The sequence below is a fragment of the Streptomyces sp. NPDC037203 genome (genome assembly GCF_055605065.1).
The window spans coordinates 560,536-581,435 of record NZ_JBVJUC010000003.1; the positions used below are offsets into that span (position 1 = coordinate 560,536).

20 protein-coding genes are annotated in these 20,900 nt (G+C 73.2%); 9 read left to right on the forward strand and 11 right to left on the reverse strand.

Translation table 11 applies throughout. The annotated features are described in order from the left end of the window. Window positions 1-179 precede the first annotated feature (179 nt). Window positions 180-1,010, reverse strand: coding sequence for a VOC family protein (locus ACZ7EC_RS11720; RefSeq protein WP_471061145.1), 831 nt, complete (start codon window positions 1,008-1,010; stop codon window positions 180-182). Between the two features lie 222 nt (window positions 1,011-1,232). Next, window positions 1,233-2,036, reverse strand: a complete 804-nt coding sequence (locus ACZ7EC_RS11725) for an RNA polymerase sigma factor SigF (RefSeq protein WP_471061148.1) — start codon at window positions 2,034-2,036, stop codon at window positions 1,233-1,235. Window positions 2,037-2,326: 290 nt separating this feature from the next. On the opposite strand from ACZ7EC_RS11725, the gene ACZ7EC_RS11730 reads away from it, so the two are divergent. From ACZ7EC_RS11730 to ACZ7EC_RS11745, 4 genes are all read left to right on the forward strand, one after another. Beyond that, window positions 2,327-2,905 carry a MarR family winged helix-turn-helix transcriptional regulator gene (locus tag ACZ7EC_RS11730; protein WP_471062037.1) on the forward strand — a complete coding sequence of 193 codons (579 nt, stop codon included), beginning with the start codon at window positions 2,327-2,329 and terminating at the stop codon, window positions 2,903-2,905. Continuing rightward, a complete protein-coding gene (locus ACZ7EC_RS11735; protein ID WP_471061151.1) occupies window positions 2,902-3,819 on the forward strand; it encodes an ABC transporter ATP-binding protein in 918 nt (305 codons plus the stop codon). The genes ACZ7EC_RS11730 and ACZ7EC_RS11735 overlap by 4 nt, the downstream gene beginning before the upstream one ends. Further along, window positions 3,776-4,639, forward strand: a complete 864-nt coding sequence (locus tag ACZ7EC_RS11740) for an ABC transporter permease (protein ID WP_471061153.1) — start codon at window positions 3,776-3,778, stop codon at window positions 4,637-4,639. Before ACZ7EC_RS11735 ends, ACZ7EC_RS11740 begins: the two co-directional genes overlap by 44 nt. Before the next feature lie 183 nt (window positions 4,640-4,822). Continuing rightward, entirely contained in the window at window positions 4,823-5,347 is a 525-nt protein-coding gene (locus tag ACZ7EC_RS11745; RefSeq protein ID WP_471061156.1) for a hypothetical protein, read from the forward strand. Window positions 5,348-5,449: 102 nt separating this feature from the next. Here ACZ7EC_RS11745 and hemC read toward each other — a convergent pair whose 3' ends face one another. The 4 genes from hemC to ACZ7EC_RS11765 all read right to left on the reverse strand — a co-directional run bounded on the left by hemC (window position 5,450) and on the right by ACZ7EC_RS11765 (window position 8,902). Next, window positions 5,450-6,391, reverse strand: a complete 942-nt coding sequence (hemC, locus tag ACZ7EC_RS11750; RefSeq protein ID WP_471061158.1) for a hydroxymethylbilane synthase — start codon at window positions 6,389-6,391, stop codon at window positions 5,450-5,452. A gap of 63 nt (window positions 6,392-6,454) precedes the next feature. Then, entirely contained in the window at window positions 6,455-7,411 is a 957-nt protein-coding gene (locus ACZ7EC_RS11755) for an ATP-dependent DNA ligase (RefSeq protein WP_471062039.1), read from the reverse strand. Between the two features lie 139 nt (window positions 7,412-7,550). Beyond that, a complete protein-coding gene (locus ACZ7EC_RS11760; protein WP_471061161.1) occupies window positions 7,551-8,327 on the reverse strand; it encodes a helix-turn-helix domain-containing protein in 777 nt (258 codons plus the stop codon). Between the two features lie 191 nt (window positions 8,328-8,518). After that, window positions 8,519-8,902: an SH3 domain-containing protein gene (locus ACZ7EC_RS11765; RefSeq protein WP_471061164.1), complete on the reverse strand. Its 384-nt coding sequence runs from the start codon at window positions 8,900-8,902 to the stop codon at window positions 8,519-8,521. A 251-nt stretch (window positions 8,903-9,153) separates the two neighbouring features. Here ACZ7EC_RS11765 and ACZ7EC_RS11770 point away from each other — a divergent pair, with 251 nt between their 5' ends. The 3 genes from ACZ7EC_RS11770 (at window position 9,154) to ACZ7EC_RS11780 (ending at window position 12,676) form a co-directional block, all read left to right on the forward strand. Continuing rightward, window positions 9,154-9,732 carry a MarR family winged helix-turn-helix transcriptional regulator gene (locus ACZ7EC_RS11770; RefSeq protein WP_471061167.1) on the forward strand — a complete coding sequence of 193 codons (579 nt, stop codon included), beginning with the start codon at window positions 9,154-9,156 and terminating at the stop codon, window positions 9,730-9,732. 77 nt (window positions 9,733-9,809) lie between these two features. Continuing rightward, the gene (locus ACZ7EC_RS11775; RefSeq protein WP_471061170.1) at window positions 9,810-10,277 is read left to right on the forward strand and encodes a peroxiredoxin; all 468 of its coding nucleotides are present in this window, start codon (window positions 9,810-9,812) and stop codon (window positions 10,275-10,277) included. Between the two features lie 56 nt (window positions 10,278-10,333). Next, window positions 10,334-12,676: an ATP-binding SpoIIE family protein phosphatase gene (locus tag ACZ7EC_RS11780; RefSeq protein ID WP_471061173.1), complete on the forward strand. Its 2,343-nt coding sequence runs from the start codon at window positions 10,334-10,336 to the stop codon at window positions 12,674-12,676. Between the two features lie 7 nt (window positions 12,677-12,683). Here ACZ7EC_RS11780 and ACZ7EC_RS11785 read toward each other — a convergent pair whose 3' ends face one another. The 3 genes from ACZ7EC_RS11785 to ACZ7EC_RS11795 form a co-directional block, all read right to left on the reverse strand. Further along, complete coding sequence (locus ACZ7EC_RS11785; protein WP_471061175.1) at window positions 12,684-13,121, reverse strand: cupin domain-containing protein; 438 nt, start codon at window positions 13,119-13,121, stop codon at window positions 12,684-12,686. A gap of 95 nt (window positions 13,122-13,216) precedes the next feature. Next, on the reverse strand, window positions 13,217-13,825 hold the full coding sequence (locus ACZ7EC_RS11790) for a DNA polymerase ligase N-terminal domain-containing protein (RefSeq protein ID WP_471061178.1): 609 nt from the start codon (window positions 13,823-13,825) through the stop codon (window positions 13,217-13,219). Window positions 13,826-13,884: 59 nt separating this feature from the next. Continuing rightward, the gene (locus tag ACZ7EC_RS11795) at window positions 13,885-14,715 is read right to left on the reverse strand and encodes an aldo/keto reductase (RefSeq protein ID WP_471061181.1); all 831 of its coding nucleotides are present in this window, start codon (window positions 14,713-14,715) and stop codon (window positions 13,885-13,887) included. A gap of 253 nt (window positions 14,716-14,968) precedes the next feature. Here ACZ7EC_RS11795 and ACZ7EC_RS11800 point away from each other — a divergent pair, with 253 nt between their 5' ends. Then, on the forward strand, window positions 14,969-15,910 hold the full coding sequence (locus ACZ7EC_RS11800; RefSeq protein ID WP_471062042.1) for a TauD/TfdA dioxygenase family protein: 942 nt from the start codon (window positions 14,969-14,971) through the stop codon (window positions 15,908-15,910). Window positions 15,911-15,923: 13 nt separating this feature from the next. Here ACZ7EC_RS11800 and ACZ7EC_RS11805 read toward each other — a convergent pair whose 3' ends face one another. Both ACZ7EC_RS11805 and ACZ7EC_RS11810 read right to left on the reverse strand, forming a co-directional pair. Further along, the gene (locus ACZ7EC_RS11805) at window positions 15,924-16,955 is read right to left on the reverse strand and encodes an LLM class flavin-dependent oxidoreductase (protein ID WP_471061183.1); all 1,032 of its coding nucleotides are present in this window, start codon (window positions 16,953-16,955) and stop codon (window positions 15,924-15,926) included. A gap of 155 nt (window positions 16,956-17,110) precedes the next feature. Further along, a complete protein-coding gene (locus ACZ7EC_RS11810) occupies window positions 17,111-18,088 on the reverse strand; it encodes an alpha/beta fold hydrolase (RefSeq protein WP_471061186.1) in 978 nt (325 codons plus the stop codon). 474 nt (window positions 18,089-18,562) lie between these two features. Here ACZ7EC_RS11810 and ACZ7EC_RS11815 point away from each other — a divergent pair, with 474 nt between their 5' ends. Continuing rightward, complete coding sequence (locus tag ACZ7EC_RS11815) at window positions 18,563-20,884, forward strand: M4 family metallopeptidase (RefSeq protein ID WP_471062044.1); 2,322 nt, start codon at window positions 18,563-18,565, stop codon at window positions 20,882-20,884. The last annotated feature ends 16 nt before the right edge of the window (window positions 20,885-20,900 follow it).

A 20,900-nucleotide genomic window follows, 5' to 3' on the forward strand; every position in this document is an offset into this window, starting at 1 on the left:
CGACGACAACGCCGCAGATGTGCGTACCAGGCCCCGCGACCCCGGCAAGATCCGGAAGAAGGGCCCTAGGGGGGTTGTGGCGGCGGTCCGGGTCCGCTCGTCCGACGGGTCGTGCGGATCTGCGGGTCCGATGGGGCCGGCCCCGCTGGTCCCCGCGCCCCTTCAGGGCGCGGGCCGGGTCAGCGGGTCCGGCGGGATGTCACCGTGAACTGGGCGCCGTCCGCGTCCCGCAGGATCGCCTCCGTCTCGTCCTCCTTCAGGACGCTGCCGCCGTGCTTCTCCGCCGTGCGGGCACAGCCGGGCACGTCCGACACCGCGAAGTGGATCTGCCAGTGCGGGCGGACGGAGGGGTCCGGGGCGGCCTCCACCGCGCCCGAGTCGATCCGGGCCACCGCGTCGCCCTGGCTGCGCAGGACGACCTCGTCGCCGTCGTACTCGACCTCGCAGCACCCCGGCTTCCCCGACGCCCAGTCGAGGATCTCGCCGTAGAAGATCGCGGAGTCGAAGGCGTCGCGGGTGTGCAGCCGGATGAACGTGGGGGCCGCGCGCCGCCAGGCCTCCCAGTTGGAGACCAGTTCCCCCTGCCAGATCCCGAACGTCGCCCCGTCGCGGTCGGCGAGCAGCGCGGCCCGGCCCGGCGGGAAGGAGAGCGGCCCGACCGCCGCCGTACCGCCCCGCTCCCGCGCCCGCGCCACCGCGACATCCGCGTCCGGCACCGCGAAGTACGGCGTCCACGCCACCGCCATCTGCCACATCGAGGCCACCGCGGCGATCCCGGCCACCGGCACCCCGTCGGCCAGCGCGACCCGGAAGTGCTCGCCGAGCTTCGCGCCGCGCCAGCGCCAGCCCAGCACGGCCGTGTAGAAGTCCTGGGTGGCCTGGAGGTCGCGGCTGGTCAGGCTCACCCAGCACGGTGCGCCGAAGACGGAGTGCGTGGAGATGATCTCCCGCCCCCGCGACCCGTTCCCGGAACCGCGCGCTCCGTCGCTGACAGGGGTTTCTCGGTTCATGTTCGGTAACGTCCTGCTCTCTGGTGCCGGCGGGCACCGGTCTGGCTCCAGTGTCCGGCCGGAATCGGGTGGGGCGCCTGTCGAGTACCCCCGGTGGCGGCGGGACAGGCGGCCGCGCCGCGGGATGTCTCGGAGGACACCCACGTCAGGCTGCGCGACATCGCCGAGCCGATCCGGCCGGAGGACGCCTGGAGCCGGCCGGGGCCCGCCCGGACCAGGGCCTCACCGCGTCTCCGAGAGCAGTTCCTCGCGCAGCCGGTCGAAGCACCCGCTCAGCAGCCGCGACACGTGCATCTGCGAGATCCCCAGCTGCTGCGCGATCCGGCTCTGCGTCATCCCGCCGAAGAACCGCAGGTAGAGGATGGTCCGCTCGCGCTCCGGCAGTGCGGCGAGACACGGCTTGACGGCCGCCCGGTCCACCACGAGGTCGAATCCGGGGTCGGGGCCGCCCAGCGAGTCACCGAGGGCGTAGCCGTCCGTGCCCGCCACCTCTGCGTCCAGGGACAGCGCGGAGAAGCACTCCAGCGCCTCCATCCCGGCGCGCACCTCGTCCTCGTCCAGCCGGGTGTACTCGGCTATCTCGGCCACGGTGGGCGCCCGGCCCGGCGTGGACTGGGACAGCTCCTTGACGGCCGTACGGACCCGGTTGCGCAGGTCCTGGACCCGGCGGGGCACATGCAGCGTCCACATGTGGTCCCGGAAGTGCCGCTTGATCTCACCGGTGATGGTGGGCACCGCGTACGCCTCGAAGGCGCGGCCGCGCTCCGGGTCGTAATGGTCGACGGCCTTCACCAGACCCAGGGCGGCCACCTGGTAGAGATCCTCCAGGGACTCCCCGCGACCGCGGAACCGTACGGCGATCCGCTCCGCCATGGGCAGCCACAGCCGCACCAGTTCGTCCCGCAGCGCGTGGCGCTCAGGGCCCTCGGGCAGCTGCGCGAGCCGCGCGAAGCATTCGCCCGTGTCGGGCGCGTCGTCATGGGGATGGGGGCGGGACCTGGGCTGGGTGCTGCCAGTGACACGCATCGCGCGCACCTCTCTCGCCGGTGCCGGTTGGACAGACACCGTGGGAGCGCGCGCACTCGGTCACGGAAGGGGACTCGGGGGCGTCAGGCCCACTCGGGCCGGCTCCCACGGAAGTGCCTCCGGTCCGAAGCACATAAAGGGGTTTTCCCGCTCATGGACATCACAAAACAATTCGTCTCATAACGGGATAAACCATAGGAGCGACTGGGCTCGCTTGACCGCATCTTGGGGCTGCTGGAGGGGTGATAGCTCTGTAGCAGAGGTAATCTCCAGGCGTGGAAGAAGAAGCGATACGCGGGCCCGGCGGCGACGCGCCGCCCGGCGAGCCCGAGACCTTCCCGGCGGAGCTGACCGACGCGCTCGTCGGCATCCAGCGGCTGATCCGGCGCCGGCTGCGGGGCGGCCTGGCCGGACCCCGGCTGCGCGGTGCCGAGGTGGAACTGCTGCGGCTGGTCGAGTCCCGGCCGGGGATCGGCGTCTCGGAGGCGGCCAAGGAGCTGCACCTGGCGAGCAATTCCGTCTCGACGCTGGTCAATCAGCTCGTGCGGGACGCGTACCTGGTGCGGGAGACCGACCCGGCCGACCGGCGGGCCGCGCGCCTGCGGCTGACCGGGGTCGCCGAGAAGCGCCTGGAGGACTGGCACCGCCGCCGCGCCGAGCTGGTCGGCGGGCGTCTCGCCCGCCTCGACGGAGCCGACCACGACGCCCTGCGCGCGGCCCTGCCGGCCCTGCGCAGGCTCGCCGACCTGCTGCACGAGGACGACGCGGATCCCGGCACCGGCGGACACCACCGGCCGGCGCCCGTGACCGCGCCGGCCGGGGCGCACGCCGCGCCCGAGGGACCCTGGACGGAGGGCACGCCATCATGACGACCGACCCGGCGGACGCGTCCGCCACCCCGGCACCGGCAGCCGCCACCCCGGCACCGGCGGCCACCGCCACGGCCGAGGCGGGCACCGCCGTCGCCGAGGCCGTCAGCTGCACCGGGCTCGTCTACGCCTTCGGCGAGACCAAGGCCGTCGACGATCTCGACCTGGGCGTCCACGAGGGCGAGGTCTTCGGGCTGCTCGGGCCGAACGGCGCCGGCAAGACCACCGCCATCCGCTGCATCACCACCCTGCTGCCGGTCCCCGCCGGCATGGTCCGCGTCTTCGGGCACGACGCGGCCAGGGAGCGCATGGGCGTGCGCCGCCTGCTCGGCTACGTCCCGCAGCAGCTGTCCGCCGACGGCGGCCTCACCGGCCGCGAGAACGTCGCCCTGTTCGCCCGAGTTTTCGACGTGCCGCGCCGCGAGCGCGCCGCCCGCGTGGAACTGGCGCTCTCCGCCGTCGATCTCTCCGATGCCGCCGACCGGCTCGCCGGCACCTACTCCGGTGGCATGGTCCGCCGGCTCGAACTCGCCCAGGCCCTGGTCAGCGCCCCCCGGCTGCTGATCCTGGACGAGCCGACCATCGGCCTGGACCCGATCGCCCGCACCGGCGTGTGGGAGCACATCAACGCCGTACGCGAGGCGACCGGCATGACCGTCCTCGTCACCACCCACTACATGGACGAGGCCGACCAGTACTGCGACCGGGTCGGACTGATGCACCGCGGCCGCGTCCGCGCCCTCGGCACCCCGGAGGAACTGCGCCGGGGCCTCGCCGAACGCAAGGGCACCGAGACCCTGCCCACCCTGGAGGACGTCTTCCGCGACGTCGCCGGCAGCGGCCTCGACGACAACACCGGAGGAGGTTTCCGTGAGGTCCGAAGCACCCGCCGCACCGCACGCCGCGTCGGCTGACCGCACCCTCGGCAAGGACACCGCGCTGCTGCTCAGCCCCCCGGTGCCGCGCGCCGGGTGGCGGCTGCTGCCCGCGCGGGTGCTCGCCATGTGCACCGTGGAGCTGCAGAAGCTGCGCCACGACCGCACCGAGCTGTACACCCGCGCCGTCCAGCCCGCCCTGTGGCTGCTGATCTTCGGTCAGACCTTCACCCGGATCCGGGCGATACCCACCGGCGGCATCCCGTACATCGACTACATGGCGCCCGGCATCATCGCCCAGTCCGCCATGTTCATCGCGATCTTCTACGGCATCCAGATCATCTGGGAGCGGGACGCCGGCATCCTGAACAAGCTGCTGGTCACCCCGACGCCGCGCTCGGCGCTGATCACCGGCAAGGCGTTCGCGGCCGGTGTGAAGTCGCTGGTGCAGGCGATCGTCGTGATCGTCATCGCCGCGCTGCTCGGCGTCGCCCTGACCTGGAACCCGCTGAAGCTGCTCGGCGTCGCCCTCGCGGTGATCCTCGCCTCGGTGTTCTTCTCCTGCCTCTCCATGACCATCGCGGGCATCGTGCTCAGCCGCGACCGCCTGATGGGCTTCGGGCAGGCGATCACCATGCCGCTGTTCTTCGGTTCCAACGCCCTGTACCCGGTCTCCGTGATGCCGGGCTGGCTCCAGGCCGTCAGCAAGGTCAACCCGCTGAGCTACCAAGTCGACGCGCTGCGCGGGCTGCTGCTGGGCACCCCCGCGCATCTCGGCGCCGACTTCGGGGTGCTGGCGATCGCCGCGGCGCTCGGCATCACCGCGGCCTCCTCGCTGCTCGGCCGGCTGGCCCGGTGATCATGCCGAGAACGTGATGTGCGGCACGCACCGCGGCCCGCCCGGAAGGGGAGGCGGAGGGATTCCTCCTGGGCAGCGCTTGATCGCCGATCAAAGGGCGCGAACCCCCTGGCCACGGTGCATTCCGCTCATTTGACAGTGCACTGAGCCCACAGATAGACACTCGGGGTCGAGAGGGGCGCTGTGTACGAGCCGAACGTGGTCGGTGACTGGCAGGAGTACGAGGAGCATGCCGGTCTGCGGGTCCGCGTCCACCGCCTGGAGGCCGCCGAACCCCCGCGTGGACGCGACGACGCCGCGGCCGGCCTGACGTACTTCAGCGTCCGGGTGACGGTCGAGAACCGGGGCACCCGGCACTTCGGCGTCCATCTGGAGGACGGCCAGGTCGACGTCCGGGTCGGTACGGACGGCGAGGGGGCGTTCATCGACTGGCGCAACTCCCAGTTCATCGAGGGCTTCGACGTCTACCCGCTGCGCCGGGCCACCGCCGTCCTCTACGCCGCCGCGCCCGAGGCCGCGCTCACCCATGTGGACATCCAGGTGCAGCTGCGGGTGGACGAGGAGTGGACCGACCGACGGCTGTGGACGGGGGGCACCGGCGTCCAGGAGGCGACCGCGCAGGCCGCCCCCGTGGGCACCGGGCAGGGCGACCTGGCCCACCAGGTCAGCGCCTTCCTGAAGGAGCAGACGGAACCCGGCACCGCCTGAGCCCCGGCCGCGCGTGCGGTGCCCCGGACGGGCGCGGGGAACCGGGTGAGCAACCGGGCGGCCTCACCGGCGGCGAGGGCGGGCGCCCCCGGAGCCGCCCGCTCAGTGCGGGATGCCGTCGATGATCTCCCGCGCCCCCTGCCGCAGCAGCGCCACCGCGACCGAGGTGCCGAGGGTGGCCGCGTCGAGCCGGCCCGCCCATTCGTGGGCGTTCAGCCTGACCTTGCCGTCGGGGGTGAACACGCAGGCCCGCAGGGAGAGTTCGCCGCTGCGGTCCACGTGCGCGTATCCGGAGATGGGGCTGTTGCAGTGGCCCTGGAGCACATGCAGGAACATCCGCTCGGCCGTCGCCTCCCGGTGGGTGTCCGGGTCGCCGAGCCCGCTGACCGCGTCGATCAGCTCGGTGTCGTCCTGGCGGCACTGGAGGGCGAGGATGCCCGCCCCGATCGGCGGCATCATCGTCTCCGGGGACAGCACCTCGCTGATCACATCGGTGCGCCCGATGCGCTCCAGGCCGGCCACCGCGAGCAGCAGCGCGTCCGCCTCGCCGTCGGCCAGCTTCCGGAGCCTGCGGTTGGCGTTGCCGCGGAACGGCACGCACTCCAGGTGCGGGTGGGTGGCGGCCAGTTGGGCGATCTTGCGCACCGCGGAGGTGCCGATCCGGGTGCCGGCCGGCAGCTCGTCCAGGGTGAGGCCGTCCGGGTGCACCAGCGCGTCGCGGATGTCGTCCCGCTTCAGGAACGCGGCGAACACCGTCCCCGCGGGCAGCGGCCGGTCGGCGGGCACGTCCTTCAGGCAGTGCACCGCGAGATCCGCCGCGCCGGCCAGCAGGGCGGCGTCCACCTCCTTGGTGAACGCCCCCTTGCCCTCGACCCGCGCCAGATCCCCGAGCCACTTGTCGCCGGTGGTCTTCACGGGGACGACCTCGGTGCGCACCCCCGGATGCAGGGCGGCCAACTCGGCGCGGACCCGCTCCACTTGGGCCAGGGCCATGGGCGAGTCGCGGGAGACGATTCGGATCAGTTCGGGAACCGGCATGCGCACACGATAGACCTTCGGACCTCCGGCCGGACCCGCGGGCGGCTGTGCCGCCGAGTCCTGCGGGTCTCATGCCAGGTGCGGGGGCAGGTCCGCCGCCGAGTCCTGCGGGGAGAGATCGGGACGCAGCCTCAGCCAGGACGGCTGACGCAGCAGGCCCGAGCGGGTGCGCGTGCTGTAGCCGACCTCCCCGACCAGCCGGGGCAGCACCCAGCGGGCGCCCGGTACGCGCGGCGCCGGCTCGAAGGGGCAGTGCCCGCTCGCCGCGTCCGCGAGCAGTTCCGCGAGCCGGGTGCGCTCCGCCTCGCTCCAGCCGGTGCCCACCCCGCCGACGTACCGCAGCCGGCCGGCCGCGTCCCGCTGGCCCACCAGCACCGCGCCGGGCAGCCCGGTCAGCCGCCCCCTGCCGGGCAGCCAGCCGCCCACGATCACGTCCTCGGCGCGCATGTTGCGGATCTTGATCCAGGCGCGCGAGCGCACGCCGGGCTCGTACACCGAGTCCAGCCGCTTGCACACCAGGCCCTCCAGGCCGTGCTCCCGCGTGGCCGCGAGCGCCCGCGCGCCGTGCCCGGTGACCGCGCCCGGCGTCGACCAGTACGGCCCGGACAGGCCCAGGTCCATCAGACGGGCGCGGCGCCGTGCGTACGGCTGCCGCAGCAGCGGCTCGACCAGGTACGGCACGTCGAACAGCACCAGGTGCACCGGCACCTGCGCGGCCCGGCGCGCGGCCCGCGCGGGCGCGTGGGCGAGGCCCATCCGGCTCTGGAGCAGCTGGAAGTCGGCCCGGCCGTCCGCGTCCAGCGCCAGCACCTCGCCGTCGAGGATCGCGGGGAGGGCGCCCAGCGCGCCGCTGAGCGGCGCCAGTTCGGGATACGCCCCGGTGATCACCTCGCCCGAACGGGCGCGCAGCACCAGGCTGCCGTCACCGGGCAGATAGACCATCACCCGCTGCCCGTCCTGCTTGGTCTCGTACGCCCAGCGCGCGTCCTGCGCGGCGGGCGGCAGCGAACCGGGGGTGGCGAGCATCGGCGCGATGAAGGGCAGGGCTACGGCGGTCACGGCAGAAGATGTCGACCGATCCCGGCCCCCTCACGCGCCTTCCGGCCCCGGTTCCCCTGAACGGGGTGCCCCGGCCTCCCGGCGAGCCGCCGCCCGGCCGGTGCGTTCAGTGCTCCTGGACGGGCGGCCCGTCCGCGTCCAGGCCGGTGCACGCCACCTTCCCGCCCACCTCGGCGCACGCTTCCACGCCCTGCGGCGAACCCACCGGCAGCATGGGGCTGTTGACACCGGTCACATCATCGGCCGGATAGCTCGCGGAGAGGATGTCGTCACCCGCGCGGACCGACACCTCGCGGGCCAGCCTCCCGCGCACCCGCACCTCCGACCAGGCGGTCCCGCAGGACGGCGAGTAGCGCAGCCGTACGGCATAGGCGTGGTCGGCGACCCTGCTCCTGGTCTGCGCGTCGTGGGCGCACACCGAGGCGTCGGGCAACTCGCCCTGGCAGGAGGCCCCGTGGCAGCGCGGCACCTCGCTCAGGGGCTGGGCCACCGGCGCGGATTCCGGGTGTCCGGACAGGGCCACGGCCGCCGCCACCGCCGTGGCCGCGCCGAACAGCGCGAGCACGGACACCGGGACCCACAGCGGCAGCCAGGGCGAGCGCCGGCCGGGACCTTCCTCGGGCGGGGCCGGGGCGGTGGGTTCCCCGGCCGCCTCCCACAGCGCCAGTACGGCCGTGGCATCGGCGTCGGCCAGCCGGCACAGGTCCTCCACCGCGGGCCGCGGCGGTCGCTTGCCGCCCGAAAGATAGCGGTGCCAGGCGGACTTGCTGTACGGGGTGCGCGCGGCCAGTGCCGCCAGGCTCAGCCCCGTACGGTCCTTCAGCTCGCGCAGTGTCACCACCAGCGACTCGTCCGGCGCGGTCGATCCTTGGGGGTGCCGCATCGTGCGTTCCTCGACTCCCATTCCCCTATGGGCGTTTCGCCCCTGATGCCGGGATGGTTTCCCTGCCGGACGGGTGCTGCAACACCGGACGAGGTATGGGCCGGGTCAAGCGCCCCCATGCCGAAGGTCTGTTCGGGACGCGGCTCCCGGACAGGCCCTCGGCGGTCAGCGGGTGGTGCGGCGGACGCCCGTCAGCACCAGGGGACGTACCGGCCGGTGGTCACGTAGTGGGCGGAGACGTATCCGTGGTGGTGGGGGAGCCGGTACCAGACGTGGTTGCCGTGCACCCGTGAGCCGTAGGTCTTGCAGCTGACCGAGATGAGCCGGTTGGTGTGCCTGCTGCCGACCACGCGGTAGCCGGTGCCCGGACCGGAGCGGACGTTGAGCCGGACGCCGCCGGTGGCGACCAGACCGGTGTGGTAGCGGTGGGTGCTGGCGGGGTGCCGCGGGGCGGCGACGGCGGCCACCGGGTGCGCGGTGACGGTGCTCGCCGCGGCGGCACCGGCCGACACGGGCAGCAGGGCGAGCGCCGCGGCCGCGGCCGGCAGAACGCTCTTGAGGGCCCGACGGATCATGGAAACCTCCGGCTGTCGATCTCGTGACCACGAACCGTGATCACGTCGCCCAGCCTTGCCGTGCGAAGCCCCCACCATGCCGTTTCCGCGTCCCGCGGGACGGCGCGGGACGTCCCGCGCAGCGGGCGCGGACCCTGGTCCCCGCTCACGGCGCCGGGCCGGGCGGACGTACCGGAGCGGACCGGTCCGTGCCGTGCGCGCCGCCGGGACGAAAAGGCCGAGTCGGGCAATGGCTGCGTAGACTTGGCGCCATGCCCGCGCCGACGCCGTCCGGCCACATCCCGGCCTCCCCGGAGGTCGCCGAGATCGAGCGCGCCCTCACCCGCGCCACCTACCTCGGCTCCCGCACTCGCCACCACGACCGGCTGCGGGCCCTGGCCGACGTACCGCTGGACCGGGCCGCCGTGGCGCTGCTGCGGCAGATCGCGGACTGGGAGCCGATGCGGCCGGGGGAGGTGGCGCACCGCCTCGGGGTGGAGGCTTCGCATGTGACCCGGACCGTGCAGCAGCTCCACCGGGCGGGATACGTCACCCGCGTGCCCGACCCCGACGACGGGCGCGCCCAGCGGATCCGGCTCACCGGCGCGGGCCGCCTCGCCGTCGACCGCGTCCGCGAGGCCGGGGCCGCCGAGATGCAGCGCGCGCTCGCCGGCTGGCGGCCCGCGGAACTGCGGCAGCTGGCCACGCTGTTCCATCGGATGGTCGACGACTTCCTCGCGTACTCGGCGGAGGCGGAGGCGGGGCAGGCGGCGGTGACGGAGGAGCCGGCGACGGCCAGGCGCGCGGGACCTGGGCCGGCGGGGGAGCGGGACGCCGCGGATCGGGAGTGACGATCGTACGAACGGGCCACCCGGCGGCATACCGTCCAGTAATATCCGGCGGCAGGCCACCAGAGGAGGAACCGGTCATGAGCGAGCGCGTCGAGGTCGGCGACAAGGTGGAGGACTTCGCCCTCCCCGACGAGACCGGGACCGTCCGGAGTCTCGGCGAACTGCTCGCCGACGGCCCCGTGGTCCTCTTCTTCTACCCCGCCGCCCTCACCCCCGGCTGCACCGCCGAGGCATGCCACTTCCGCGATCTCGCCGCCGAGTTCGCCGCGCTGGGCGCCCGGCCCGTCGGCATCAGCGGGGACGACGTCGGCAAGCAGCGGGAGTTCGCCGGCCGGCACACGCTCGGCATGCCGCTGCTGTCCGACGCCGACGGCACGGTCCGCGAGCGGTTCGGGGTCAGGCGCGGCTTCACCCTCGCCCCCACCAAGCGCGTCACCTACGTCATCGCCGAGGACCGCACCGTGCTGGAGATCGTCCGCAGCGAGCTGCGCATGAACACCCACGCCGACAAGGCCCTCGCCGCCCTGCGTGCCCACCGGGCCTGACCCCGGTCGCGGCCCCGCGCTTGAGGAGCCGAACAAATCGGATCATTCTGGGCCTTATGGACCGTGTCGCCGCCGTGGCGATCATCGACACTCTGGGCATGGTGACCGGGTGGAGCGAGGGCGCGCGGCTGCTCACGGGCCACCCGGCCGGGGACGTCGTGGGCCGCCCCGCGGCGGACCTGCTCGCCGCGGAACTCCCCCGAGGAGCCCTCGCGGCGCGGACCGGCACGCGGCACGGCACCGTCGCCCTGCGCCACCGCGACGGCCACCGCCTCGATCTCGCCGTCACCGCCTGCCCCCTCGACGGCGGCGACGGGATCACGGGCTACGCCGTCACCGCCGAACACCCCGGCACAGCGCTCGCCGCCCAGGCGTTCCAGCAGGCGTCCCTGTCGATGTCCGTCTTCGACCTCCAGCAGTGCTACCTGCGCCTCAACGACGCCGCCTGCAAGGTCATCGGCGTCCCCGAGGAGGGGCTGACCGGCCGGTTCTTCTCCGACACCGTGGCCGACACCGAGGCCAACCGGGGCTTCCTGCGCCATCTGCGCGAGGTCGCCGAGACCGGCCTGCCGGTGCGCTACGAGAGCTTCGCCGCCGCGCCCGCGCTGAACCGGGAGCACTCCTGGAACCTGGAGATGTGGCCGCTGCACGACGCCTCCGGCACCCGGACCGCGGTCGCCATGGCCGCCTACGACAGCAGCGAGCAGTACTGGGCCAGACGCCGACTCGCCCTGCTCAACGAGGCGGCCACCCGCATCGGCACCACCCTCGACGTGGTGCGCACCGCCGAGGAACTGATCGAGGTCCTCGTCCCGCGCTACGCCGACTTCGCCACCGTCGACCTGCTGGACTGGGTGCTCGGCACCGACGAACCCCCGATGTCCGCCGCCGGCGAGGCCGAGCTGCGCCGTGTCGCCTACCAGTCCACCCGGCCCGGCAGCCCCGGAGTGGCCGTGCGGGTCGGCGAGACCCAGATCTACCGGCCGCCCGCCCCTCCGGCCCTCGCGCTGCGCGGGGGCCACGCGGTGCTCAGCCAGGCCGGTGAGCCCGGCTTCGGGGCCTGGCTCGCGGACCGCAACGAGCGCTCACCGGAGGGCCGCCACTTCCGGGAGGGCGTCCACTCCATGATCGCGGTACCACTGCGCGCCCGCGGCACCACCCTGGGTGTCGCGGTCTGCGTCCGGCTGGCCCACCCGGACGACTACGGCCCCGACGACGCCGTCTTCGCCGAGGACCTGGCCAGCCGCGCCGCCGTCTGCATCGACAACGCCCGCCGCTTCGCCCGCGAGCGCAGCACCGCCCTCGCGCTCCAGCACAGCCTGCTGCCGAGCGGGCTGCCCGGACAGGCCGCGCTCGACGTCGCCCACCGCTATCTGCCGTGCGGCTCGCAGGCCGGGATCGGCGGCGACTGGTTCGACGTCATCCCGCTCTCCGGCGGCCGGGTCGGGCTCGTCGTCGGCGACGTGGTGGGCCACGGCATCAGCTCCTCGGCCACCATGGGCCGGCTGCGCACCGCCGTGCGCACCCTCGCCGACGTCGACCTGCCGCCCGACGAACTCCTCACCCACCTCGACGACCTGGTGACGCACCTGGCCGCCGAGAACGGCCGCGAGGACGTCGCCGAGATCGGCGCCACCTGCGTGTACGCCGTCTACGACCCCGTCTCGCGCCGGCTCACGCTCGCCGCCGCCGGCCACCCCGCCCCGTTCCTCGTCCTGCCCGGCGGCGACGGAGCCGAACTCGCGCCCATGACCGCCGGGCCGCCCCTCGGCATCGGCGGACTGCCCTTCGAGGCGACCGAACTCGAGCTGCCCGAGGGCACGGTGGTGGCCCTGTTCACCGACGGCCTGGTCGCACACCGCGCCGGACACCCGGACGGCGCAGACGACGCGCTGCGCCGTGCCGTCGGGGCACCGGCCGACTCCCTGGACGCGCTGGCCGACGGCGTCCTCAAGGCCGTACTGCCCGAGCAGCCGTGCGACGACGTGGCGCTGCTGCTGGTGCGCACCCGGGCCCTGGGCGCCGACCGGGTCGCCACCTGGGACGTGCCCGCCCATCCCGCCCAGGTCGCCGTGGTCCGGCAGGCCGCCGGCGAGCAACTGGCCGCGTGGGGGCTGGAGGAGGCCGCGTTCGTCACGGAACTCGTCGTCAGTGAACTCGTCACCAACGCCATCCGGTACGGTGCGCCCCCCATCCAGCTACGGCTGATCCGCGACCGCGCCCTCATCTGCGAGGTCTCCGACGGCAGTTCCACCTCCCCGCACCTGCGCCGGGCGCACGCCTACGACGAGGGCGGCCGGGGACTGCTGCTGGTCGCCCAGCTCACCCAGCGCTGGGGGAGCAGGCAGACGGCCGCGGGCAAGACCATCTGGGCCGAACAGCCGCTCCCCGACGCCTGACCGGCCCCTACTGGAAGGCGCAGCCCGGATCCGGCGCGTCCTCGGAGAACGGGGAGCCGTGCGGCAGCACGTACAGCACGTCGAGCACCACGGGGGTGTCCCCGAGGTTGCGGCCTATGTGCACGTGCCCCGCACCGGCCGGCTCCTGTATCGGCGCGCCCGCCGGATACACCCCGTCCGGGGCGCAGGCGGAGTCGAAGTGGCTCAGCGTGCCCTGGCGCACCACCCCGTACAGCGGGCCGTCGTGGAAGTGCCAGCCGGTGCTCTGGCCGGGCGGGATGGTGATCTCCCGCAGGGTGTAGTCGGTGCCGTCGACGGTCCGCTCGCTGATCGTGCGGGCGGTCACTCCGGGGCCCGCCGGGGTCGCCCCCGCGGTCCCGAAGGTCAGTACGGTGGCCGCGGCGACGGCACTGGCCAGGGCGGCGCCGCGTGATGCTGTGCGCATGGGATGCCTCCGGGGCAGGAAAGGACGTCGGCGCGAACATAGGCTCGCCGCACACCCGTTTGGGCCGGAATCAGGGAATCCGGACCGCCGGACCGTCATCGCCCCTCACCGTCCGCCGCGACCTGGGCGAGGGTCCGCCCGGTGCGCACCGAACGTGCCCGCCGGGGGTCGGGGCTGCCGTGCGCCGCCTTCCCGGCCCGGCCCTTGCGCACCAGCAGCCAGGCGTCCTCCCCGTCCCGGCCCCGGAAGCGGGTCAGGGCGTACTCGCCGCGCAGCTTGGCGCCGTGCAGCCGGAACGTGGCGTGCCCGCGCGCCAGCGACTCGGCGAAGTCCACCGGCCGCCCCTGCCGGTCGTGGCTCAGCGGCTCGTACGTCCCCCGGTCCCACACGATCACGGTGCCGCCGCCGTACTCGCCCTTCGGGATCACGCCCTCGAAGTCCTCGTACGCCAGCGGATGGTCCTCCGTCGGCACCGCGAGCCGCTTGTCGCCGGGGTCGGCGGACGGCCCCCTCGGCACGGACCAGGACTTCAGGACGCCGTCCACCTGGAGCCGGAAATCGAAGTGCATCCGGCGCGCGTCATGGATCTGCACCACGAACCTCGGCCGGCCGCCGCCCTCGGGCGATCGCCCGCCCGAGGGCTCCCGAGTCCGCCCGAAGTCGCGCTTGCCGCGGTACGTCCGCAGCCGGTCCTCCGCTGCCACGTGCGGCTCCTTCCCTGCGTTCGCCACACCGGGCACCGGGTACCCCCCTCACACGGGGATCAGAACTCCTCGTGCGTCTCCGGGTCCCCGCCGAGCCGCCGCGGGGCGTGCCGGGCGATGGCGGCCATCTGGTCCGAGTCCAGCTCGAAGCCGAAGACGTCCAGGTTGGCGCGCCGGCGCTCGGGGTCGGCGGACTTCGGGATGGGCAGCGCGCCCAGCTGGACGTGCCAGCGCAGCAGCACCTGGCCGGGGCTCACGCCGTGCTCGTCGGCGATCCGGCCGACCTCCGGGTCGCCCAGCAACTGGCCGCCCCGCCCCAGCGGGCTCCAGCTCTCGGTGAGGATGCCCTGGTCCGCGTGGAAGGCGCGCAGCTCCTCCTGCGGGAACAGCGGGTGCAACTCGATCTGGTTCACCGACGGCAGCACCCCGGTCTCCTTCCCCAGGCGCATGACGTGCTCCGGGGTGAAGTTGGAGACGCCGATCGAGCGGACCAGACCGTCCTCCCGCAGCTTGATCATCGCCTTCCAGGAGTCGACGTACTTGCCGACGCCGGGATTGGGCCAGTGGATCAGATACAGGTCCACGTACTCCAGGCCCAGGCGCCGCCGGGACTCCTCGAAGGAGGCCAGGGTCTCCTGGTAGCCGTGGTGGCGGCCGGGGAGCTTGGTGGTCACCACCACCTCCTCGCGGGGCACCCCGCCGTGCGCGACGGCCCGGCCCACGCCGGTCTCGTTGCGGTAGTTCACCGCGGTGTCCACCAGCCGGTAGCCGAGGCCGAGCGCGTCGCGCACGGCCCGCTCGGCCGCCGTGTCGTCCAGCGGCCAGGTACCGAGGCCGAGGGCGGGGATCGTCGTTCCGTCGTTGAGCGTGTGCACCGGTATGCCGTTCACGGGGGAACCTTCCGCTCGACAGTGTCGTGCTCCCAGCCTCACGGATAGGGTGAGTGGTGATCAACCGGGCGGGCGGGACGAGGCCGGCGGACGGCACGGGCCCCGCGCCGGTACGGACGAGCGGAGCGCGCGCATGACGACGGACAGGGCCGGCGCGAAGCAGCACGGGCGGCCGGAGGAACCGGAGCGGCGGGAGCCGGGCACCGGCGCGGACGCGCGTTTCGGCGGCGAGGGCGCGCGAGACGGCGTGGACATGCGGTGCGGCGGCGTGGAGGTGCGGCCCGTCGCCGGGCACATCGGTGCCGAGATCACCGGCGTCGACCTCGCCGCCCCCCTGGACGACGCGGTGGCCGACCTGATCCGGCGGGCCGTGCTGCGCTGGAAGGTGGTGTTCTTCCGGGAGCAGCGCCTCGACCACGCCGGGCATGTCGCCTTCGCCCGCCGCTTCGGCGAACCGGTCGTCCCCGGCCGCCGCGGCGGCGCCTCGCCCCCGGACTTCCCCGAGGTGGAGACCACGGCCGACCGGCTGGAACTGGGCGGTCGCTACGGCATGGACCACGAGGAATGGCTCGCCCGCCGCCGGCCCACCCTGCTGCGCGGCTGGCACTGCGACCACGGCGCGCGCGTCGACCCGCCCGCCGCGACCATCCTGCGCGCCGAGTCCGTCCCGCCCTACGGCGGCGACACCACCTGGTCCAACCTGGCCGCCGCCTACGCGGGCCTGTCCGCACCCGTGCGCGCCTTCGTGGACGGGCTGCGCGCCGAGCACCGGCTCGGCGTCGGCTACCAGCCGCGCCCCGGCGACGACGCCTATCTGCGCCACCTCCTCGACCACCAGGTGGCCTGCGAACACCCCCTGGTACGGGTGCACCCCGAGACCGGGGAGCGGGTGCTGTTCGTCAACGGCTACTACATCGAGCAGATCACCGGCGTCTCCCGCCCGGAGAGCGCGGCCCTGCTCCAGATGCTCCTCGACCAGGCAGTCCGCCCCGAGTACACGGTCCGCTTCCGCTGGGCGCCCGGCAGCGTCGCCTTCTGGGACAACCGGGCCACCATCCATCTGGCCCCCAGCGACCACACCCGGGTCGGCGCGCCCCGGATCATGCACCGGGTGATGCTGCACGGCGAGGTCCCGGTCGGCGTCGACGGCAGGCCGTCCACACCGATCACCGGCACAGGGGCGGGCCGGTGGTGAGCCGGTACGGCGATCAGGCCGCCGGCCGCCAGCCGAGCGCGGGACCGAGCTTCGTCGCCATGTCGGTCAGGATCTGCACATAGTCCTCGTGCTCGAAGGTGAACGGCAGCGCGAAGGCCACCTCGTCGACCTCCCGGAACGCCGGGTCCGCCCGCAGCCGCTCGGCCAGTTCCGCCGAGGTGCCGACCAGGTCCGGCGCGAACAGCAGCCGCGCCGGGCCCTGCGGGGCGGCGGTGCGGGGCAGCCTCCTGGCCGCGAACTCGGCGTACCGGGCGCGCTGTTCCGGGGTCGCCGAGTCGGTGGGTATCACCACCAGGCCCTGCGAGACCCGTGCCGCCTCGCCCTCGGGGTGGTGCGCCCGGAACTCCCGGATGAGGGACCGCTGTATCCCCGCGAAGTCGTACGGCCCGCCGCCCGGATCCGCCGCCTTGACGACGCTGCTGGTCAGGAAGTTCATTCCGTGCTCGGCCGCCCAGCGCGCGGAGCCGGGGCTGCCGCCGCCGTACCACAGCCGTCCGCCGAGACCGGGGGAGTGCGGCTGCACCACATCGCTGAACACCTCGAAGCCCTCGACCCCGCTGAAGTCGCTGGCGGGCTTGCCGCGCACCAGGTCCAGGAGCCGCCGCACCCGCTCGTAGCCGAAGTCCTCGATGTCGCCGGTGTCCGGGTACAGGGCGTCCTTGACCTGGTCGTAGTGCATCGGGGGGCCCACGCTGACCCCCGGATTGAGCCGGCCGCCGGACAGCAGGTCGACGGTCGCCAGGTCCTCGGCCAGGCGCAGCGGATTCTCCCAGCCGAGCGGGATGACCGCCGTACCCAGTTCGATGCGGCGGGTGCGCTGGGAGGCGGCGGCGAGGACGGCGACCGGGGACGATATGCCGTACTGGAGGTGCCGGTGACGGACCCAGGCGCTGTCGAAGCCGAGCCGCTCACCCAGTTCGATGATCTCCAGGGTGGACTCGTGCCCCCGTGCCGGGTCCGCCGGATCGAACAGGCCGATCGTGAGGAAGCCCAGCTTGCGCAGGGGGCGTGGGGTGGACGGCACGGGCTCCTCCAGCGGTCGCACATCGGTTCCCCTCCGAGTGTGGCAGCCGAGTGTGACAACTGTGTGATCGGTTTCCGGCGCCCCCCGGCCGTCCACCCGCCGGGCGCCGCTTCAGGGGAGTGGCGACCCCGTCCGGCCGCGGACCGCTCCGGGTCTCAGCCGGGCAGTTTGGCCAGCCAGTCGATGAGCAGCCGGTTGGTCTCCTCGGGGCGCTCCTGCTGGATCCAGTGGCCGCAGTCGTCGAGCAACCGCGAGGAGACCAGGCCCGGCAGGGTGACGGGGAACGCCTCGACGGACTTGGACAGCCAGGTCATCGTGACGTCCTGGGCGCCGCCGAGGAACAGGGACGGCTGGGTGAGGGGAGCGCCGTCGTACGCGGCGAGGTCCGCCCAGTCGCGGTCCATGTTCCGGTAGCGGTTGAGCGCTCCGGTCAGCCCGGTCCGCTCGAACTCGCCCGCGTAGAAGTCGAGTTCGTCCTCGCCGAGCCAGCCGGGCGGCGGGCCGTCGGGACACCGGTCGAGCAGGGTGCCGCCGGGGCTGACCACGTACGGGGCGGGATCGCCCGGTCCGGGCATGGTCCCGGCGGACAGCGCCCGGTAGAAACGCGCGAGCCAGCCGCGTACATCCGGTTCGATCTCGGCCTCGGCGCGGCCCGGCTCCTGGAAGTAGGAGATGTAGAACTCGTCCTCCCCGCCCATGCGCCCGAAGAGTTCGGTGGGCCGGGGCCCGCCGCGCGGGGTGTACGGCACGCTGAGCATGCCCACCGCCCGGAACATCTCCGGCGCGAGCAGGCCGGAGGTCGAGGCGATGGGGGAGCCCCAGTCGTGGCCGACGACCACCGCGGACTCCTCGCCGAGGGCGCGCACCACCGCGACGTTGTCCGCGACGAGTTCGGTCAGCCGGTAGGCGTCCGCGGCGGCGGGCTTGGAGGAACGGCCGTAGCCGCGCACGTCGATCGCCACCGCCCGGTAGCCGGCCGCGGCGAGGGCGGGCAGCTGATGGCGCCAGGAGTACCAGGACTCCGGGAAACCGTGCACGAGCAGCACCAGCGGCCCGCTGCCCTGCTCCACCAGATGGATCCGGCCGCCCTCGGTGGGCACCAGCCGGTGCGTCGGTTCGGTGCCGTGTGTCATGAGCCCTCCCGTGGGCTGTCGAGTGAACGCGGGCTGTCGGATGAAGGGTTCGCCGGCCGTTCGATCGTGCCGGCCGTTCGATCTTCCCAGGACGGGCCCTTGCGTCGCAGGCGTCCCAACCGTTCTTTCATGAACGTGAATTGGCCGCTGGGGGAGCGCACAGCGACTTCATAGGGAAAACCCTCGATTGGCCTCCAGGCTGGTGACATGGACGGTTCAAGACTGTCATTCTCCCAGCGCACGCTGATCCCCCACGAACGCACCACGGATCACGGTCCCGCACAGCACCGCCCACCGGACAGCAGACCCGGCTGTCCGGTCCTCACAGGCCGCGACCCGGCGGCCTCCGCAGGAGGAGTAAGAGTGAGACCCCACAGATCCCTTTCTCACGGACGCCTTCCCCAGGGACGTCTCGCCAAGAGGGCCACGGTCGGAGCCGCCCTGCTCTCCACCGCGGCCCTCTTCGCCGTCGGCATGCAGAGCGTCCCGGCGACCGCCGCGCCCGTCGCGCACCACCTCAGCCCCCTGCGCACCGGAGCCCTGGAGGCCAGGCTCAGCCCGGCCCAGCACAAGGCCCTGATCCAGAGCGCCCGCGACAGGACGGCCGACACCGCCCGCACCCTCGGCCTCGGCGCCAAGGAGAAGCTGGTCGTCAAGGACGTCACCAAGGACGCCGACGGCACGCTGCACACCCGCTACGAGCGCACCTACGACGGCCTGCCCGTCCTCGGCGGCGACCTGATCGTGCACACCCCGCCCGCCTCGCTGGCGGCCGGCACCGTGAGCACCACGTACAACAACAAGCACAAGATCCAGGTCGCCTCGACCACGGCGACCTACACCAAGGCCGCCGCCGAGAACAAGGCGCTGAAGGCCGCCAAGGCCCTGGACGCCGCGAAGCCCACCGCGGACAGCGCCCGCAAGGTGATCTGGGCCGGCAGCGGCACCCCGAAGCTCGCCTGGGAGACCGTGATCGGCGGCTTCCAGGACGACGGCACGCCGAGCCGGCTGCACGTCATCACCGATGCCACCACCGGCAAGGAGCTGTACCGGTACCAGGGCATCGACACCGGCGTCGGCAACACCCGCTACAGCGGCCAGGTCTCGCTGACCACGACCCAGTCGGGCTCGTCGTACACCCTGACCGACGGCACCCGCGGCGGCCACAAGACGTACAACCTGAACCACGGCTCCTCCGGCACCGGCACCCTGTTCTCGCAGTCCAGCGACACCTGGGGCGACGGCACCAACTCCAACGCCGCCACGGCCGGCGCGGACGCCGCCTACGGCGCGCAGGAGACCTGGGACTTCTACAAGAACACGTTCGGGCGCAGCGGCATCAAGAACGACGGGGTCGGCGCCTACTCCCGCGTCCACTACGGCAACGCGTACGTGAACGCGTTCTGGGACGACAGCTGCTTCTGCATGACCTACGGCGACGGCTCCGGGAACAACGACCCGCTGACCGCGCTGGACGTCGCCGGCCACGAGATGAGCCACGGCGTCACCTCCAACACCGCGGGCCTGGAGTACAGCGGCGAGTCCGGCGGCCTGAACGAGGCCACCTCCGACATCTTCGGCACGGGCGTGGAGTTCTACGCGAACAACAGCTCGGACCCCGGTGACTACCTCATCGGCGAGAAGATCGACATCAACGGCGACGGCACCCCGCTGCGCTACATGGACAAGCCGAGCAAGGACGGCGGTTCGGCGGACAGCTGGTACTCGGGTGTCGGCAACCTCGACGTGCACTACTCCTCGGGCCCGGCGAACCACATGTTCTACCTGCTCTCCGAGGGCAGCGGCACCAAGGTCATCAACGGTGTGACCTACAACAGCCCGACCTCGGACGGCGTCGCCGTCGCCGGCATCGGCCGGGCCGCCGCCCTCCAGATCTGGTACAAGGCGCTGACGTCGTACATGACGTCCAGCACCAACTACGCCGGTGCCCGCACCGCGGCGCTGAACGCGGCCGCCGCGCTCTACGGCACCAACTCCGCGCAGTACGCGGGCGTCGGCAACGCCTTCGCGGGCATCAACGTCGGCAGCCACATCACCCCGCCGGGCAACGGCGTGACGGTCACCAATCCGGGCAGCCAGTCCTCCACCGTGGGCACGGCGGTCAGCCTCCAGGTCCAGGCGAGCAGCACCAACGGCGGCGCGCTGACCTACAGCGCCTCCGGCCTGCCGACCGGCCTGTCGATCAACGGCTCCACCGGGGTGATCTCCGGTACGCCGACCGCGGCCGGGACCTACAGCACCACCGTCACGGTGAAGGACTCCACCGGCGCGACCGGCACCGCGACCTTCTCCTGGACGGTGAGCACCAGCGGTGGCGGCGGCTGCTCCTCGACGCAGCTTCTGGCGAACCCCGGCTTCGAGTCGGGCAACACCGGCTGGACCGCCTCCAGCGGCGTCATCACCAACGACAGCGGTGAGGCGGCCCACGGCGGTTCGTACAAGGCGTGGCTGGACGGCTACGGCACCTCGCACACCGACTCCGTGTCCCAGTCGGTGACGATCCCCGCGGGCTGCAAGGCCACCCTGTCCTTCTACCTGCACGTCGACACCGCGGAGACCAGCACCAGCACCGCGTACGACAAGCTGACGGTCACCGCCGGTTCGACCACCCTGGCCTCGTACTCGAACCTGAACGCGTCCACGGGCTACGTGCAGAAGACCTTCGACCTGTCCTCGCTGGCGGGCCAGACGGTCACCCTGAAGTTCAACGGCGTGGAGGACTCCTCGCTGCAGACCAGCTTCGTCGTGGACGACACGTCCCTGACCACCAGCTGATCACCCGCACCACCTG

Coding starts and splice junctions, on each gene's coding strand:
- ACZ7EC_RS11720 (WP_471061145.1), bottom strand. CDS start 1,010: ATGAACCGAGAAACCCCTGTCAGCGACGGAGCGCGCGGTTCCGGGAAC.
- ACZ7EC_RS11725 (WP_471061148.1), bottom strand. CDS start 2,036: ATGCGTGTCACTGGCAGCACCCAGCCCAGGTCCCGCCCCCATCCCCAT.
- ACZ7EC_RS11735 (WP_471061151.1), top strand. CDS start 2,902: ATGACGACCGACCCGGCGGACGCGTCCGCCACCCCGGCACCGGCAGCC.
- ACZ7EC_RS11755 (WP_471062039.1), bottom strand. CDS start 7,411: ATGCTCGCCACCCCCGGTTCGCTGCCGCCCGCCGCGCAGGACGCGCGC.
- ACZ7EC_RS11760 (WP_471061161.1), bottom strand. CDS start 8,327: ATGCGGCACCCCCAAGGATCGACCGCGCCGGACGAGTCGCTGGTGGTG.
- ACZ7EC_RS11765 (WP_471061164.1), bottom strand. CDS start 8,902: ATGATCCGTCGGGCCCTCAAGAGCGTTCTGCCGGCCGCGGCCGCGGCG.
- ACZ7EC_RS11770 (WP_471061167.1), top strand. CDS start 9,154: ATGCCCGCGCCGACGCCGTCCGGCCACATCCCGGCCTCCCCGGAGGTC.
- ACZ7EC_RS11775 (WP_471061170.1), top strand. CDS start 9,810: ATGAGCGAGCGCGTCGAGGTCGGCGACAAGGTGGAGGACTTCGCCCTC.
- ACZ7EC_RS11780 (WP_471061173.1), top strand. CDS start 10,334: ATGGACCGTGTCGCCGCCGTGGCGATCATCGACACTCTGGGCATGGTG.
- ACZ7EC_RS11785 (WP_471061175.1), bottom strand. CDS start 13,121: ATGCGCACAGCATCACGCGGCGCCGCCCTGGCCAGTGCCGTCGCCGCG.
- ACZ7EC_RS11800 (WP_471062042.1), top strand. CDS start 14,969: ATGCGGTGCGGCGGCGTGGAGGTGCGGCCCGTCGCCGGGCACATCGGT.
- ACZ7EC_RS11810 (WP_471061186.1), bottom strand. CDS start 18,088: ATGACACACGGCACCGAACCGACGCACCGGCTGGTGCCCACCGAGGGC.
- ACZ7EC_RS11815 (WP_471062044.1), top strand. CDS start 18,563: ATGCAGAGCGTCCCGGCGACCGCCGCGCCCGTCGCGCACCACCTCAGC.